Origin of the sequence: Bradyrhizobium sp. CSA207, assembly GCF_029051685.1 — a bacterium.
Lineage (GTDB): Bacteria > Pseudomonadota > Alphaproteobacteria > Rhizobiales > Xanthobacteraceae > Bradyrhizobium.
Genome location: NZ_JAACFT010000023.1, coordinates 75676 through 89994, shown reverse-complemented (window position 1 = coordinate 89994; position 14319 = coordinate 75676). Strand labels below are relative to the sequence as shown.

Genomic DNA, 14319 nt, shown 5'->3' with positions numbered 1-14319 from the left:
GTTGGCATCTCAAACCTCTTTGCGCCGCGCGGCGGCGAATTGCAGGAGCGTCAGGGCGAAAAGGACGACACCGAGTACGACGGATGCCGCGGCAGCGAGGCCGAAATTCTGCACCTGGCTCGAGAACGCGGTCTCATAGATGTACTGGACGACCATCAGCGTCGCGGTGCCGGGACCGCCGCCGGTCAGCACGAAGACTTCGTCGAAGGTCTGCGCGCCCTTGATGAGCGCGAGCACGATGACGACGATCATGTTCGGCCACAGCAACGGCAGCGTGATGCGTAACAATATGCGCCAGCGCGGCGTCGCGTCCATCTCCGCCGCCTCGTAGAGATCGGCGGGAATCGCTTGCAGGCCGGCGAGCAGGATCAGGGTGTAGAAGCCCATATGTGCCCACACCGAGACGAACACTGCCCAGAACATCGCCCAGCCCGGATCGACGAAGAACAGGATCTTCTGACCGCCGAGGGTGGTGATGGCGGCGTTGAGGAGCCCGTCGCGCTGCAAGATCCATTTCCAGATCAGCGCGACCACCACGGGCGACAGCAGCACGGGAAAGAAATAGACCGCCCGGAAAAAGCCCCTTCCACGGATCTTCATGTTGAGGACGAGCGCGGTGATGAGCGAAAACAGCACCATCGCCATCACCTGAAAAACGACGAACTTTGCGGTATTGGCGACGCCGCGCCAGAAGTGGTCCTCGCGGCAGCTCGATGGATCGAGATAGGAGCCGCAGTCGAACAGATAGGCGAACTGGTCGCCGCCGACATAGGGTCGCTGCGAGGGAAACAGCGCCGTACCGCCGGTCACCGAGAACACGACGTTGATGCCGATCGGCAGGAACACGAACAAGCCGAAGAAGACGAAGTTGGGAAACAGGAACACGTACGCCATGCGCCGCGCACCGATGATGCGCTGCATCCATCGCATCGGCGGATCGAGCAGCCGCAACGCGACGCCAACCGGTAGGACCGCGACCTGTCCGAGCCGTGCGAGCGCGCCGGTTGCTATGCCGCGCTCAGGTCGGATACTGGACGAGATGCCCGACATCGCAGTGATCCTCCGGCCCGATGAACCAGTTGTCGTCACTTCTTGTTGCGTTCGGCTATCTGCTGCGCGACATCGGCGGTGATGCGCTTGTAGGCGTCCTCGAGCGTCGTCTCGCCCGAGACCGCCTGCCCGAGCCGGCTAATGACGGCGTTCAGGACGATTCGGCTATTGCTGTAGCCTTGGATCCGGTAAGCGATCGGGGAAATCTGGGCAGCGCTTGCGGTGAAGACCTTCAGCGCGGCGGCGGCTTCCGGGCTGGCCGTCGGATAGTCGACGCCCCTCTTCGCGAGCCCGAGGTGGCCGGGCACGAACAGCGAGCGCGAGTAGAACTCCGCCAGCACCGGTTCGCTCGCGAGATATTCCATCACCCGCGCGACTTCCTTGGGATGCCGGGTCGTCTTGAACGCCACAAGACCGGCGCCGCCCGGCATGCTGCTGCACCCGCCCGGCCCGCAGGGATTGGGGACCGCCACCCAGTCGAAGGCGTTGCCGATGGTCTTGGCGAACTGACTGATCTGCCACGATCCGGACAGATACATCACGACCTGCGCGTTCTTGAATTCGTCGTTGGCGCCGCGATAGGCCGTGCCGGAGACCGAGCCCCACAGCTCCTTCGACATGACGCCGGACTTATGCCAATCGTAGACGAGCTGCGCCGCGCGTTTGAAGCCTTCGTCGACGACATCAGGCTCGCCATTCGCCCCGAACACCTGCGTGCCTTGCGACACCGCGAGCGCATAGTAACGGTGGCCCGAGCGGTCGAGCGCCAGCGGAAACGGTGCCTGGACCTTGTCCGCGACCTGCTTCGCCGCTTTCGCCCAGTCCTCCCAGGTCGACTTCTCGCCCGGCATCGCGACGCCGGCCTGCTCGAACAGGGTCTTGTTGACGAACGGACCGGTGACGGTGAGCTGGGTCATGAAGCCCGGGATTGCCTTCGTATCGCCGGCCGGGCGCATCCATTCGAGGAAAGGGCCGAAGTTCGTTTCCCAGTAACCGGGGTCCTTGAGAAAGGGACGCATATCGAGGGCGAAGCGCGATAGACCGCCCATATCGACGACACGCGCCATGTCGGGAGCCTGGCCGGAGGCCAGCTGCACCGGCAAGGTCTCGTTGATCGCCTTGAAGGGCACCTGATCGAGGACGATTTCGATGTCCTTGTTCTGCTCGTGGAATCGCTTGAGCAGGTCAGCCATCACCTCGCCCTCGTTACCGTCCGAATACCAGGTCATGCGCAGCGTGGTGGTCTCGGCCGCGACCGGCCCGCCGAACGCAGTGGCGGCCAGCAGGGACAGTGCAAAAGACGTGATAACGGGCGTGGCGGCACGCATGGTCGAATCTCCTCTCCGCTCGCCGACCCGATGGGTCCGCGCGAGATTTGTTGCACGGGTCCGTTCTCGGACGGATCCTTAGCGCAGGCGTTTCCTTCAATGTCGGCACCTGCTCAGGTCGGATGCCTTACTCACGAGTTGGGGCGCGTTATCCACAGAAAGGACAACAGGGTGGATAAACCGACATCCCCTGTCGCAACGACAAAAACATCTTTGGCAAACGTTTGCCAATCTGTCAATCTTCATTCAGACTGGTCCTTGCCTTTGGGGGATGGTCGGGGAAACCTCGACAGTGGACGCTCCGGATAACTATGAAAAGACAGTCGGATCAGACCCAAGGGAGGCCGATGCGGGAAGACGTCTCACTTGCCACGGTTGCGGCCCGCGCCGGCGTTTCGGTTTCGACTGTATCGCGGATCGTCAACGGCCAGACGCGCCGCGCCTCACCGGCCACGGTGGCGCGGGTGCTCGATGCGATTGAGGCGGTTGGCTACCGGCCAAATCCAGTGGGACGCGCGCTCCAGCGCGGCCAAAGTCAGCTCGTGGCAATGATCGCGGCCAATCTCGACAATCCGGCGATGGCGACCATCGCAAGTTCCACCGAAACCGCGCTGCGCGAAGCCGGCTACGTGATGATCCTCTGCGACACCCATGACCGCGCCGAGCTTCAGGACGAGTATCTCTTTGCGATGCGGGCCCAGATGGTGCGCGGCTATGTCCTCGTCGCGGCGGTGCCGAGCCCCGGATTGAGCGAACTTTCCACCTCGGGCGCGCCGACGGTGTTCGTGAATCGTCGAAATCCGAGCGGTAGTGGCCCGTTCGTCGGAATCGACGATTGCGCAGCGGGTGCTGCCGTTGCCGATTATTTCGCCGATCTCGGTCGGCGCGCCCCAGCCGTTGTTTTTCCGCGACTGAGTTCGTCCGCATCGCGGGACCGTGTATCGGGCTTCCTCGCCAGACTGCGGGAGCGTGGATGGTCCGACGAGGCGATCGTCCGGGCCGACGGGGAGGGACGATCGCACCTCCAGGTCGGCTACGATGCCGGCGCGCGAATTTTCGACGACCGCGACAGGCCGGACGCCATTCTCTGTGTGAGCGACCAAATTGCCTACGGCGTGAATCGGCGCGCGCTTGAATGCGGCTTGAAAATCCCTGGCGATTGCGAACTGGTCAGCATCGACGGCACGCCACTTAACAAGTGGGTCGCACCCTGGCTGAAGTCGATCGAAATTCCCTACGCCGTCTACGGGGCGGAGATCGTCTCGGGGCTGCAATTAATCTGGCGAGGCGAACCTTTTGGCGAACGCCTGCTTCCCTACAAGTTCGGCTGACACACCACCGTTCACGGGGATATCTGGTTCGGATTGGTCTCGCGTGCTGCGCATCCAGGATTTGGAAGGGGCCGATCAGACAGAAGCCGGTGTTCTGAGTAAGCGCATGCGTCGTTGCTTGACCGGCGTGGAAATTATATCATTAATTCAACGATAGAAGAGTTCGCAACTTTATTCTGAATGGCGCACCACGCTTCGCTTTTGTGCGCTAACTAAACCACGGTTTTGTGCGATGGCATTGTGAGTGGCTGGACTGCGGGGTCCGCCACACCGCGCGTTGCCGTCTCCGCACAAGACCGTGGCGATTGACCAGTACGCCGAAGCCGCGACGGGAAACCGTGAGTATTTCCTGAACAAGGCGTACTCGATAGGCGGAAACTGATGGCATTCGAGATCAGCCAGTCGGAGGAGGCTGACGTGTATGAATTCCTCTTACGTCCCACGCGCCAGGTTTGGCTCGGTCCCGGGTATGTCATCGAGCCGGTCGAGAAGGGGTCAATGCGTGTGGACGACTGAGCTTCCCTTGCAGGCCGGGCAGCCATTTCGTGCGAAATGAGCCTTGGCCATGAGACCGAACAGGCGCATGGGATCCGGCATTCCGCCCTGTCCCTCGAACTCGCGATAGGCGGCGTCGACGTTGACGACGAGCCGCTCCGGCTCACCCCAGTCCTTGAACCGCTCCATTGAAATATCGTTCGCCGCCTCCTCATCGTTCATGCCGGCGTCATAGCGCTTTCTGGCCTCGACGAGTACGTATTCAAGGTAACACTTCAGCTCCCGCACGCCGTTCCTGTCGGTGATGGCGCCGTGTCCGGGCACGATCGTCTCGACGTCCCTGGACAGGATCCTGTCGCAGGCGGCGATCCAGTTCGAGATCGGGCCGGCCCAGACGATCGGGTGACCTTTCACGAACATGATATCACCGGTGAACACTGTCCTGTCCTGTGGCACGTGGACCAGCAGGTCCCCCGGTGTGTGCGCGGGACCGACTTCGATCAGCTCCACTGACTTGTTTCCCACATTGAGCGAGAGCGATCCATCGAATGTGGTCGTCGGAGGAGCGGCCACGATGTCCGACAAGTCGAACCGGCTGCCCATGACTTCGTGCATGAAGGCGCCGGCATCTCCCAGCGCGCGCCAGGCGCCGAAAAGGTTACGGAAGAATTCGGGCGGCCGCTCCAGCATCTCGTCGCGGCACTTGCTGGTCGCCACGATCCGCGCGCCCCGCACGAGCTGATTTCCGAACGTGTGATCTCCGTTCGCGTGTGTGTTGACGAGCGTGCCGATGGTGCCCGAGGCCGGCACTTGGCGGTGCATCTGGTCGAGCATTTCCCGAGTCGACTTGAGGTCGAACAGGGTGTCGACCAGCAGCGTCTCGCCGCTGTCGACGATCAGACCGGCATTGCTGTAGCCCCACGATCCGTCCGGGACCAGCCAGGCAAAGCACCCGTTGCCAAGATCATGCAGACCCTTCTCGTAAGGCCGATTCGCCATCTATCAACTCCTAACGATCGCGCGACGCGCCCGCGCAGTTTGTGTCCTGCAACCATTCGCCGGAACCGCTGCCTGGTCACGAGACGGCGCGCTCCAGCATTTGGCGCCAGACGTTGAGCTCCTTGACGAACAGGCCGAGGTGCTCTCGACGTAGTCGAGATTCACGAGACGAATGGTCTTGCGACGGACCGTTTCCCGGGAATACCCAGCAGAGACGCGACGTCGACGATGCTCATCGGAGTGACCTGGATGGAGTCATTTGCGACTTTCGTGCCGAGATATCCGATCGCGAAGAAGATCAGGAGTTCATCCGGCGCCAAGGAGTTCGGTGTCAGTCAGACGCCGATGCGTGAGGCTCTCTCCCGCCTTGTGTCGCGGGAGCTGGTCGTCGCGGTCGGGCAACGTGGCTTCCGTGTGGCGCCCATCGGCGCGGACGATCTGGCTGATATCACGATGACGCGAGTTGCCCTGGAGAGTGCGGCGCTTCGACGTTCGATGCGGATGGGCGGCGGAACATGGGAAGGAGAAATCGTCTCCTCACTGCATCAGCTCAAGCGCATCGTCGGGCGCAGCAAGGTTCTCAGAGATTCGCCCGATCTGAACCTCGTCCATAAGGGCTTTCATGCGAGCCTCATCGCGGGATGCGGTTCGCCGCGAATGATGGACCTTGCCGCCCAGCTCTATGACCAGGCGTTCCGCTATCGAACGATCATGCTCGCCACCGCCATGGGCGCCGAGGATTTCGTTGCCGAACACGAACAGTTGGCCGAGGCGGTGCTGTCGCGGTCGGGCAACACGGCCGTAGCAAAGCTCTCGGCGCATCTCCAACGGACCTATGAGGACATCTACGGAAAACTGCCCGCCTGAATGAGTTCGAAGCCGGCGGGCGTAGTCTAGTAATCACCAAGAAAGTGGAGGGAGGAGCTGTGACCATTGTAGGGGAATCGCCAAAAGTATCGAAACGTGAGATCGGCGAAGGCTGGTTCGTTCTGGTCACGTCGCTCTTCGGCATTGCTGTGGGTGCCGCCTCGCTGCTATTCTACAGCATCGGCGTGTTCTTTGAGCCGTTCCAGCGCGAGTTCGGATGGAATCGGGGGCAGATCTCCGGTGCCCTGACCTATCTCACCTTGGGCTTCGTGATCTCGGGTCCCGTCGTCGGCTGGCTGATCGATCGCTACGGAGCCCGGATCGTCGCGCTCGTGTCGATTCCGATGCTGGCCCAGACGATGGTCGGGCTTTGCAATCTCGATAACTCGTTGCCAGCACTCTACGCGTTGTTTTTCGCGGCTGGCAGCGTCGGTGGCGGCACGACGCCGGTCATCTATACGCGCGTCGTGAACGGCAACTTTACGTCCTCGCGCGGGTTCGCGCTGGGGCTCGTGCTCGCCGGCACGGGCATCGCCGCGCTCGTCCTTCCTCCGGCGCTGGCCGCCACTATCGGGGCGTCGGGATGGCGCGCGGCCTTTCGGCTTCTCGCCATTGCCGCGGCCCTGGCTTGGCCGCTCGTCTTGATGGGTTTTCGCGGTGCGGAGGGCGCGGCTGCGCCGCGGGGACAGCCGGCCGAAGGGCTCGATCGGGCGGCTGCCCTGAAGTCGCGCGAGTTCTGGACGATCGCGATCGGCTTCATTGCGGTCGCTGCGGCAATCTCGGGTCTCGTCGTTCACATGGTTCCCCTGCGCGACACTGGAATGTCGCTGCCTCAGGCGGCGGCCATCTCTTCGATTCCTACGGCAGCTACCGTATCGCACTTTGGATGATGTCGGCCTGTCTCGTGTTCGGCGCATTGGCAGTCGCATCGCTGCCCCGGTTCACCCGAGAACGATGAGATAGAAATCTCCACGCGAACGGTCTGCAAGGCCGGGAGGACGGATCGAATGCCGTCTCCCGCTCTTCTTCTTTGCGCTGCAAATGTGGCGGGTGTCGCAGATTCATCAGGCGATGCATGCTCATTTCGCACCTTTACTCCCGACACCTTCCGATCCGACGTGCCCAGCCGTCGTCTGTCGCGTACCTCGCCACCTCAGCTTGTGACTTCCTTCCCTTATGCGGCGATGTCCATGTCGTTCATTCCGGCGCCTGGTGACGGCGGCTGGGCTTTCTTCTTTGGCAACTCGGCGACCATGGCTTCCGTGGTGATCAGCAGCCCCGCCACCGACGCGGCGTCCTGCAAGGCAGAGCGGACCACTTTGGTCGGATCGATGATCCCCTTGGAAACAAGGTTGGTGTATTCGCCGTCCTGCGCATTGAAGCCATAGGCATAGGTGTCCTTTTCCAGGATCTTCCCGACGACGATGGAGCCGTCTTCGCCTGCGTTACGCGCGATCTGGCGGGTCGGCCAGGCAAGCGCCTTGCGGACGATCTCGACGCCATAGCGTTGGTCGTCGTTCTCCGGTTTCAAGCGCTCCAGCGCCTTCACTGCGCGCAGCAGCGCGACTCCGCCGCCCGGCAGGATGCCTTCTTCGACCGCAGCGCGGGTTGCGTGCATCGCGTCGTCGACCCGATCCTTTCGCTCCTTGACCTCGACCTCGGTGGCGCCGCCCACGCGGATGACCGCAACGCCGCCTGCGAGCTTGGCAAGCCGTTCCTGGAGCTTCTCACGGTCGTAATCCGACGTCGTCTCCTCGATCTCGGTCTTGATTTGCTTGACGCGCGCCTCGATGTCCGCCTTCTTGCCAGCCCCTGAGACGATGGTGGTATTCTCCTTGTCGATTTCAACCTTCTTCGCGCGCCCGAGCATGTTGAGAGTCACGTTCTCGAGCTTGGCGCCCAGATCCTCCGAGATGAAGGTGCCGCCCGTGAGGATAGCGATGTCCTGCAGCATGGCCTTGCGGCGGTCGCCGAAGCCCGGCGCCTTCACGGCGGCGACCTTGAGCCCTCCGCGCAGCTTGTTCACCACGAGTGTCGCCAGCGCCTCGCCCTCGATGTCCTCGGCGATGATGAGGAACGGCTTGCCGGACTGCACAACCGACTCGAGCAGCGGCAAGAGCGGTTGCAGCCCGGACAACTTCTTCTCGTGGATCAGGATGTACGGGTCTTCCAACTCGACCCGCATCTTGTCGGCATTCGTGACGAAGTAAGGCGAGAGGTACCCGCGGTCGAATCGCATACCTTCCACGACTTCGAGTTCGGTTTGCAGGGACTTTGCTTCTTCGACCGTGATCACGCCGTCGTTGCCGACCTTCTTCATGGCGTCGGCCAGGAAGCGGCCGATCTCGTCGTCGCCGTTGGCCGAGATCGTAGCCACCTGGGCGATCTCGTCGTTGGTGACGAGCTTCCTCGAGTTCTTGCTGAGGTCCTTGACCACCGCCTCAGTCGCGAGATCGATTCCGCGCTTAAGGTCCATCGGATTCATGCCCGCGGCAACCGCCTTGGCGCCTTCGTGCACGATCGCATGAGCAAGAACTGTCGCGGTGGTGGTGCCGTCGCCGACCTGGTCGGAAGTTTTGGATGCGACCTCGCGCACCATCTGCGCACCCATGTTCTCGAACTTGTCTTCGAGTTCGATCTCCTTGGCGACGGTAACGCCATCCTTGGAGATGCGCGGAGGGCCGAACGACTTTTCAATAACCACGTTGCGGCCCTTCGGGCCGAGCGTCACTCTCACCGCATTGGCGAGAATATCGATCCCGCGCAGCATCTTCTCGCGCGCCTCGGTGGAGAATCTGACTTCCTTCGCGCTCATCTTCGTAGCTCCTCAAAGATCCATTGCATTCTCCCAGTCTGGTGGAGCCATCTGGTCCGGTCCGTGGATCCGGAGCCGGGCCGCTCAATGCGGTGGACCGATGGCTCAGTCGGGTCAGGCCGCTTTCTTCTTGGCCGCCGGTTCTTCAAGCACGCCCATGACGTCGCTCTCTTTCATGATGAGATATTCGGTCCCATCGAGCTTGACCTCGGTGCCTGACCATTTTCCGAACAGAACGCGGTCACCGACCTTCAGGTCGATGGGGATCAATTTGCCGGTATCGTCGCGGCCTCCTGGCCCCACGGCGATAATCTCGCCCTGTTGCGGTTTCTCTTTGGCCGTGTCGGGGATGATGACGCCGCCGGCGGACTTTTCCTCGGCTTCGATACGCTTGACGACCACACGATCGTGGAGCGGACGGAACTGCATGCATTCCTCCATTCTGCAAGACCGAATTGTCACAGTGCCGCGCCAGGGAGGCAGAAGCCCTAGCTCGGACAGACAAAAATGGTTTAGGAACGCAAAAAATCGGTTTCAAGATGCGACTCGAAAAAAATTGGCACTCCTCTCGCTGAACCGCTGCCAGGTTCATAAAGCGACTGGGCTGCCAGGGGCCGAAGGTCGGAGGTCCGGTTCGGAGATGCCGTGCGGGGTCGGCATGGATTTCCAGGGTTCGGCCGCCGGCCTCGCAACGCGTTAAGCTGTACGCGCCGGGTCGCCGCTGATATGCTCCCCGCCATTGGACGACGAACGGCAGCTCGCCAACTGTTCCCTAGCGACGCCGGCCTTCTGATCGGATTTCGATCCCGCGCGCTTTCTCGACGTCACGAACTATCAAGCGGCTGCCTCGTCCCCTGCTCATATTAGGAGATGTACCATGGCTGCATCGGATTGGCGTCTCGAAGGCGAATGGATGAAGAATTGCAATTGCGCGTTTGGCTGTCCCTGCGACTTCAATGCTCGGCCGACCCAGGGTTATTGCAAGGGATTGGTCGGCATGAGGATCACCAAGGGACATTTCGAGGGGACCAGGCTTGACGGCCTGTGCTTTGCGGTCACTGTCGATTTCCCGGGAGCGCTGCATGAAGGCAACGGCAAAATGCAGCCGATCGTTGATGAGCGCGCAACGCCGGAACAGCGCCAGGCGCTGTTTGACATTTTTTCCGGCAAGCATTCTGCCGAGGGCACGCTGTTCCACATTTTCAGCCTGATCGTGACCACGATTCACGATCCGATCTTTGCACCGTTCGAATTTTCCTTCGACAAGGACGGACGGGTCGCCAAGCTCGTCGCCAAGGGCGTGTTGGAGACGGAAGTCGAACCGATCAGGAATCCGGTGACGGGTGCTCCGCATCGCATTCAGGTCGTGATGCCCGAGGGCTTCGAACACCGAGCTGCCGAGATCGCGTCTGCCGAAATCCACTCGACGGGAGCGATCAAGTTCGACACCAAAGGGACGCACAGCTCGCTTGCGACCGTAGTGCAGACGCCCGAGGGCGTCGCCGCCTGAGGTGGCGCCGAAGCTTAGTGTCGACCGGCGACATCCTGAGTACGGGATAGGCGATGAGCGGGTACCTGGCGCTTGAACACCTGCTTCGGCGCGATCGCGCGATCGTGGTGGTCGGGACCATCGCGGTGGTAGCGCTGGCCTGGGCTTATCTGGCCAGCGGCGCCGGCATGGATACCGAGATGATGGCGGACATGCCGGACATGGCACCGATGCCATGGACGCCGCTCTATGCTGCGCTGCTGTTCGCGATGTGGTGGGTGATGATGATCGCCATGATGGTGCCGAGCGCGGCGCCCGCCATCCTGCTGTTTGCGACAATCAAGCGGAGTCAGGAGAACACGTTCGGCGGCGCGATGCAGACATGGGTCTTTCTCGCCGGCTATCTGCTCGCATGGGCGGGGTTCAGCCTCGTTGCGGTCCTGGCGCAGTGGGCGCTCGAGCGGACCGGGTTGTTGTCGATGGCGATGGCAAGTACGAGCGCCAGTCTTGGCGGCACGCTCTTGTTGGCCGCGGGGCTCTATCAGTTTACCCCGCTGAAGGGGGCCTGTCTTCGCTCCTGCCGAAGTCCGCTGCTGTTCCTTAGTCGATACTGGCAGGCCGGCGGAGCCGGAGCACTGCGCATGGGACTTCGCCATGGCAGCTACTGCGTCGGCTGCTGCTGGTTCTTGATGGCATTGCTGTTCGTCAGCGGCGTGATGCATCTGGTCTGGATCATCGTCATCGCGCTCTATGTCGCCGGCGAGAAGCTGCTGCCGTTCGGCCGATGGCTGAGCTACGCGGCGGGCGCGAGCTTGACCTTGGCCGGAACAATAGTTCTTGCGCGCGCGCTGTGAGGGGCCCAGGCGCTCGCGAAAACCACTGCCGCCGAATACATTGATGCCGCCACGCGGCTCAAATACAGCCGGCCTCCGTGATCTTACGGGTATCGCGAATTGAACAATTGAGCTTCCCCCCAACCAAAACTTAAGGCTGCCGCCTCTAGGCTCGCGCTCTGGGATGCCGGTGCGCGCTTGCGGCCGTGCCGTCCCCCGAGAAATCGAGGCGGAGACGGTCGATGCGGGAGTGTGCAGTGTGATTTTCGCCAGGTCAGTTCGCAAGGCGAGCAAGACAATTCTGCGGAATGCTCCGCTGCAGATTGCATTGTTCTTCCTGCCGCTGCTCTGGATCGGATATTTCGCGATCACGTCGTCGGAACGCGCGGATGCGGTCGCGCAGGCGCGGTTGCACGGCAACAGCGTCGCGGAATTGTTCGAGGAAAACACCGAACGCATCTTCGAGCGCGTGGATCAGTCGTTGCTGGTGGTGCGCGCACTTTACGCCCGGGATCCGCCGACCTTCAGCCTTAAATTCTGGTCCGACAAGGCCCGCATCGCGACCGGCGACGTGGTTCAGTTCTCCCTGATCGGACTGGACGGCTACATGGTCGATACCACGACAGGCTATTCCGGTGCGCCGCTCTATATCGGCGATCGCGAGCACTTCATCAACGTTATGGCGCTAGCCGATGATCGCCTCTACGTCGGCAAGCCGGTGCTGGGACGGGCCTCGCACAAATGGACCATCCAGCTTGCAAGAAAGCTGTTCGACCTTGCCGGGAATCCGGCGGGCGTGGTCGTCGGCTCGATCAGTGTCGACGTCGTCGGCAGATTCTACGACACCGCAAAGCTCGGCGCCGGCGGAACGCTGGTTCTCAGAAATGCCAGCCACGTCGTGCTCGCCGCGCGGGGCGTGGACCAGGGCGCCGTGCTGGGGCAGCGCACGCCGAACCGCGTCGAAGGCGAGCTACGGGACGGCTTCTATGCACAATATTGGAACGAAAACCGCCCTAATCGCAGCGACAGGCTGATCACCGCGCGCAGGTCGCGCGCCTTTCCGCTGATCTTCACCGTCGGCATCTCGGAGCAGGAGATCTATTCCCGCTCCGATTTCAGGCAGAAGATCTATCTGGGCGGCGCGCTGCTGCTGACCGTCATCATCTTGACCGCGACGACGTTTCACTGGCGGCGCCAGCAGGCACTCGATCGCGCCCAGCGCGAGCTGCGCGATTTTGCCAGCAAGTTCGAAGACGCGCTCAGAAACCTTCCCCAGGGCTTGAGCATGTTCGACGGAAGCGACCGCCTGATCGCGTTCAATCAGCAATGGCTCGAACTCTACGGGCTTGTACCGGAGGAGATTCGGATCGGCATGAATTTCCGCGAGGTGTTCGCAAAACAAACCGCCGTGCTCGACGTCGAGGCATACCTTGTCGATCTGAAGAACCGGCTCGCCCAGTCGGAGCACGTCTCGAACACCGTGCAGTTCCCGGACGGGCGGGTTGCCTATATCTCCTATGGACGGCGCGAAGGCGGCGGCTGGGTCGCCACCCATGAGGACATCTCAGAACGCAAGGCATCCGAGGACCGGATCGAGAGGCTCGCGCATTACGACAGCCTGACCGGCCTTACCAATCGCAACCTGTTCAAGGAGCGCATCGACGCAGCGCTCGCCAGGTCTTCCCCGCTGGACGCGCCGTTCGCCGTGCTCCTGCTCGATCTCGACAAGTTCAAGTCCGTCAATGATGCGCTCGGTCACCAATGCGGCGACGCGCTGCTGAAGCAGGTTGCCGGCCGGATCATGGCGCAGATTCGTGACGTCGATACTGCGGCGCGGATCGGCGGCGACGAGTTTGCAGTGATCGTGGCGCCGGGCCGGGCCGCTATGCACGAGGGGGCTGCAGCGCTCGCTGCGCGGCTGGTTGAGGCCATTGCCGATCCCTACCACATCGAGGGTCACCCGGTGGTGATCGGCTGCAGCATCGGCCTCGCCCTGGTGCCTGAGCATGGCACGCGGGTCGATGAGGTCCTTCGTAACGCCGATCTTGCGCTCTACAAGTCGAAGAACACCGGCCGAAGCTGTTTCCATATCTATTCGGCGCAGCTCAAAGCCGAAGCGGATCAGCGCAACGTGCTCGAGATCGAACTTCGAGAGGCGATCTGGCGCGAGGAGATCGAGGTGTTCTATCAGCCCGTGATCGAGCTGGGCACCGGCCGTGTGAAATCGGTCGAGGCTCTGGCGCGCTGGCACCACGCCACCCGAGGCGCCATTTCTCCTGCCGAGTTCATTCCGGTTGCGGAGGCAGGCGGATTGATCGTCGAGCTCGGCAATCAGGTGCTGACCAGGGCGTGCCGCGATGCGATGACCATGCCGGGCGATGTCAAGGTCGCGGTCAACCTCTCGGCCCTGCAATTTGCCGGCACGAACCTTGTCGACACCGTGACGTTCGCGCTGGCGCAGAGCGGACTTCCGGAAGCCCGGCTCGAGCTCGAGATCACCGAGAGCGTGTTTCTCGCCGATACCCAGGAAAACCTCAAGACCCTTCAGCGCCTCAAGGCGCTCGGCGTCTCCATTGCCCTCGACGACTTCGGGGTCGGTTACTCGTCATTGTCGTATCTGACGGCTTTTCCGTTCGACAAAGTCAAGATCGACAAGACCTTCATCGACAGGATCGATCGTTGCGAGACCGTCGCCGTGCTGAAATCCATCATGCAGCTTGCGAAGACGCTGAAGCTCTCGATCGTCGCCGAAGGCATCGAGACCTCTGAACAGGTCGGGCGGCTCCATTCGCTCGGAATTCCGCTCGGCCAGGGCTTCTTCTTCAGCAAGCCCGTGCCCCTGGCCGACCTGTCATGGCAAAGCCCCGTGCCGCGGCGAAAACGCCAGAGGGCGGCGTAAACTACGCGGACCGAGGCAGCGAAGAAGCGTGCTGGATGAACCCGCGGAGGTTCTTTGCGGTGTGCGGACTTCTGTTCGGTCAATAGGGCGACAGCGCCCTCAATTGGGGACCGATCATCAGGAGCAACTTTCGGTTTCCTCTTTGGAACCGTGCGCGCGGCTTCGCGTTCCCCCCTCGCTTCACGGCCCGTCCCAAGCTTGCGGCCTTGAAGC

At 62.0% G+C, this 14319-nt stretch carries 11 protein-coding genes and 1 pseudogene; 7 read left to right on the top strand and 5 right to left on the bottom strand.

The window, feature by feature from the left end; translation table 11 throughout:
- Window positions 1–9: 9 nt before the first annotated feature.
- Together GWG65_RS25350 and GWG65_RS25345 are read right to left on the bottom strand one after the other, a co-directional pair.
- A complete protein-coding gene (locus GWG65_RS25350; protein WP_275198338.1) occupies window positions 10–930 on the bottom strand; it encodes a sugar ABC transporter permease in 921 nt (306 codons plus the stop codon).
- Between the two features lie 155 nt (window positions 931–1085).
- A complete protein-coding gene (locus GWG65_RS25345; RefSeq protein ID WP_275198284.1) occupies window positions 1086–2378 on the bottom strand; it encodes an extracellular solute-binding protein in 1293 nt (430 codons plus the stop codon).
- Between the two features lie 311 nt (window positions 2379–2689).
- On the opposite strand from GWG65_RS25345, the pseudogene GWG65_RS25340 reads away from it, so the two are divergent.
- Together GWG65_RS25340 and GWG65_RS25335 are read left to right on the top strand one after the other, a co-directional pair.
- Window positions 2690–2869 (top strand): annotated as a pseudogene (locus tag GWG65_RS25340) (LacI family DNA-binding transcriptional regulator); the annotation flags it as partial.
- A gap of 57 nt (window positions 2870–2926) precedes the next feature.
- Complete coding sequence (locus GWG65_RS25335) at window positions 2927–3709, top strand: substrate-binding domain-containing protein (RefSeq protein ID WP_275198337.1); 783 nt, start codon at window positions 2927–2929, stop codon at window positions 3707–3709.
- 495 nt (window positions 3710–4204) lie between these two features.
- Here the strand turns inward: GWG65_RS25335 and GWG65_RS25330 are convergent, their stop codons facing one another.
- Entirely contained in the window at window positions 4205–5203 is a 999-nt protein-coding gene (locus tag GWG65_RS25330; protein WP_275198283.1) for an MBL fold metallo-hydrolase, read from the bottom strand.
- Between the two features lie 249 nt (window positions 5204–5452).
- Between GWG65_RS25330 and GWG65_RS25325 the strand changes: the two genes are divergently transcribed.
- Both GWG65_RS25325 and GWG65_RS25320 read left to right on the top strand, forming a co-directional pair.
- Window positions 5453–6070, top strand: a complete 618-nt coding sequence (locus tag GWG65_RS25325; RefSeq protein WP_275198282.1) for an FCD domain-containing protein — start codon at window positions 5453–5455, stop codon at window positions 6068–6070.
- A 59-nt stretch (window positions 6071–6129) separates the two neighbouring features.
- A complete protein-coding gene (locus GWG65_RS25320) occupies window positions 6130–6960 on the top strand; it encodes an MFS transporter (protein WP_275198281.1) in 831 nt (276 codons plus the stop codon).
- A 284-nt stretch (window positions 6961–7244) separates the two neighbouring features.
- Here the strand turns inward: GWG65_RS25320 and groL are convergent, their stop codons facing one another.
- Both groL and groES read right to left on the bottom strand, forming a co-directional pair.
- On the bottom strand, window positions 7245–8885 hold the full coding sequence (gene groL / locus GWG65_RS25315; protein WP_275198280.1) for a chaperonin GroEL: 1641 nt from the start codon (window positions 8883–8885) through the stop codon (window positions 7245–7247).
- Window positions 8886–8999: 114 nt separating this feature from the next.
- Window positions 9000–9314, bottom strand: a complete 315-nt coding sequence (gene groES, locus GWG65_RS25310; protein WP_275198279.1) for a co-chaperone GroES — start codon at window positions 9312–9314, stop codon at window positions 9000–9002.
- A gap of 448 nt (window positions 9315–9762) precedes the next feature.
- Here groES and GWG65_RS25305 point away from each other — a divergent pair, with 448 nt between their 5' ends.
- The 3 genes from GWG65_RS25305 (at window position 9763) to GWG65_RS25295 (ending at window position 14106) form a co-directional block, all read left to right on the top strand.
- The gene (locus GWG65_RS25305) at window positions 9763–10395 is read left to right on the top strand and encodes a DUF1326 domain-containing protein (RefSeq protein ID WP_275198278.1); all 633 of its coding nucleotides are present in this window, start codon (window positions 9763–9765) and stop codon (window positions 10393–10395) included.
- 53 nt (window positions 10396–10448) lie between these two features.
- On the top strand, window positions 10449–11228 hold the full coding sequence (locus GWG65_RS25300; RefSeq protein ID WP_275198277.1) for a DUF2182 domain-containing protein: 780 nt from the start codon (window positions 10449–10451) through the stop codon (window positions 11226–11228).
- A 238-nt stretch (window positions 11229–11466) separates the two neighbouring features.
- Window positions 11467–14106, top strand: a complete 2640-nt coding sequence (locus GWG65_RS25295) for an EAL domain-containing protein (protein WP_275198276.1) — start codon at window positions 11467–11469, stop codon at window positions 14104–14106.
- Window positions 14107–14319: the final 213 nt, after the last annotated feature.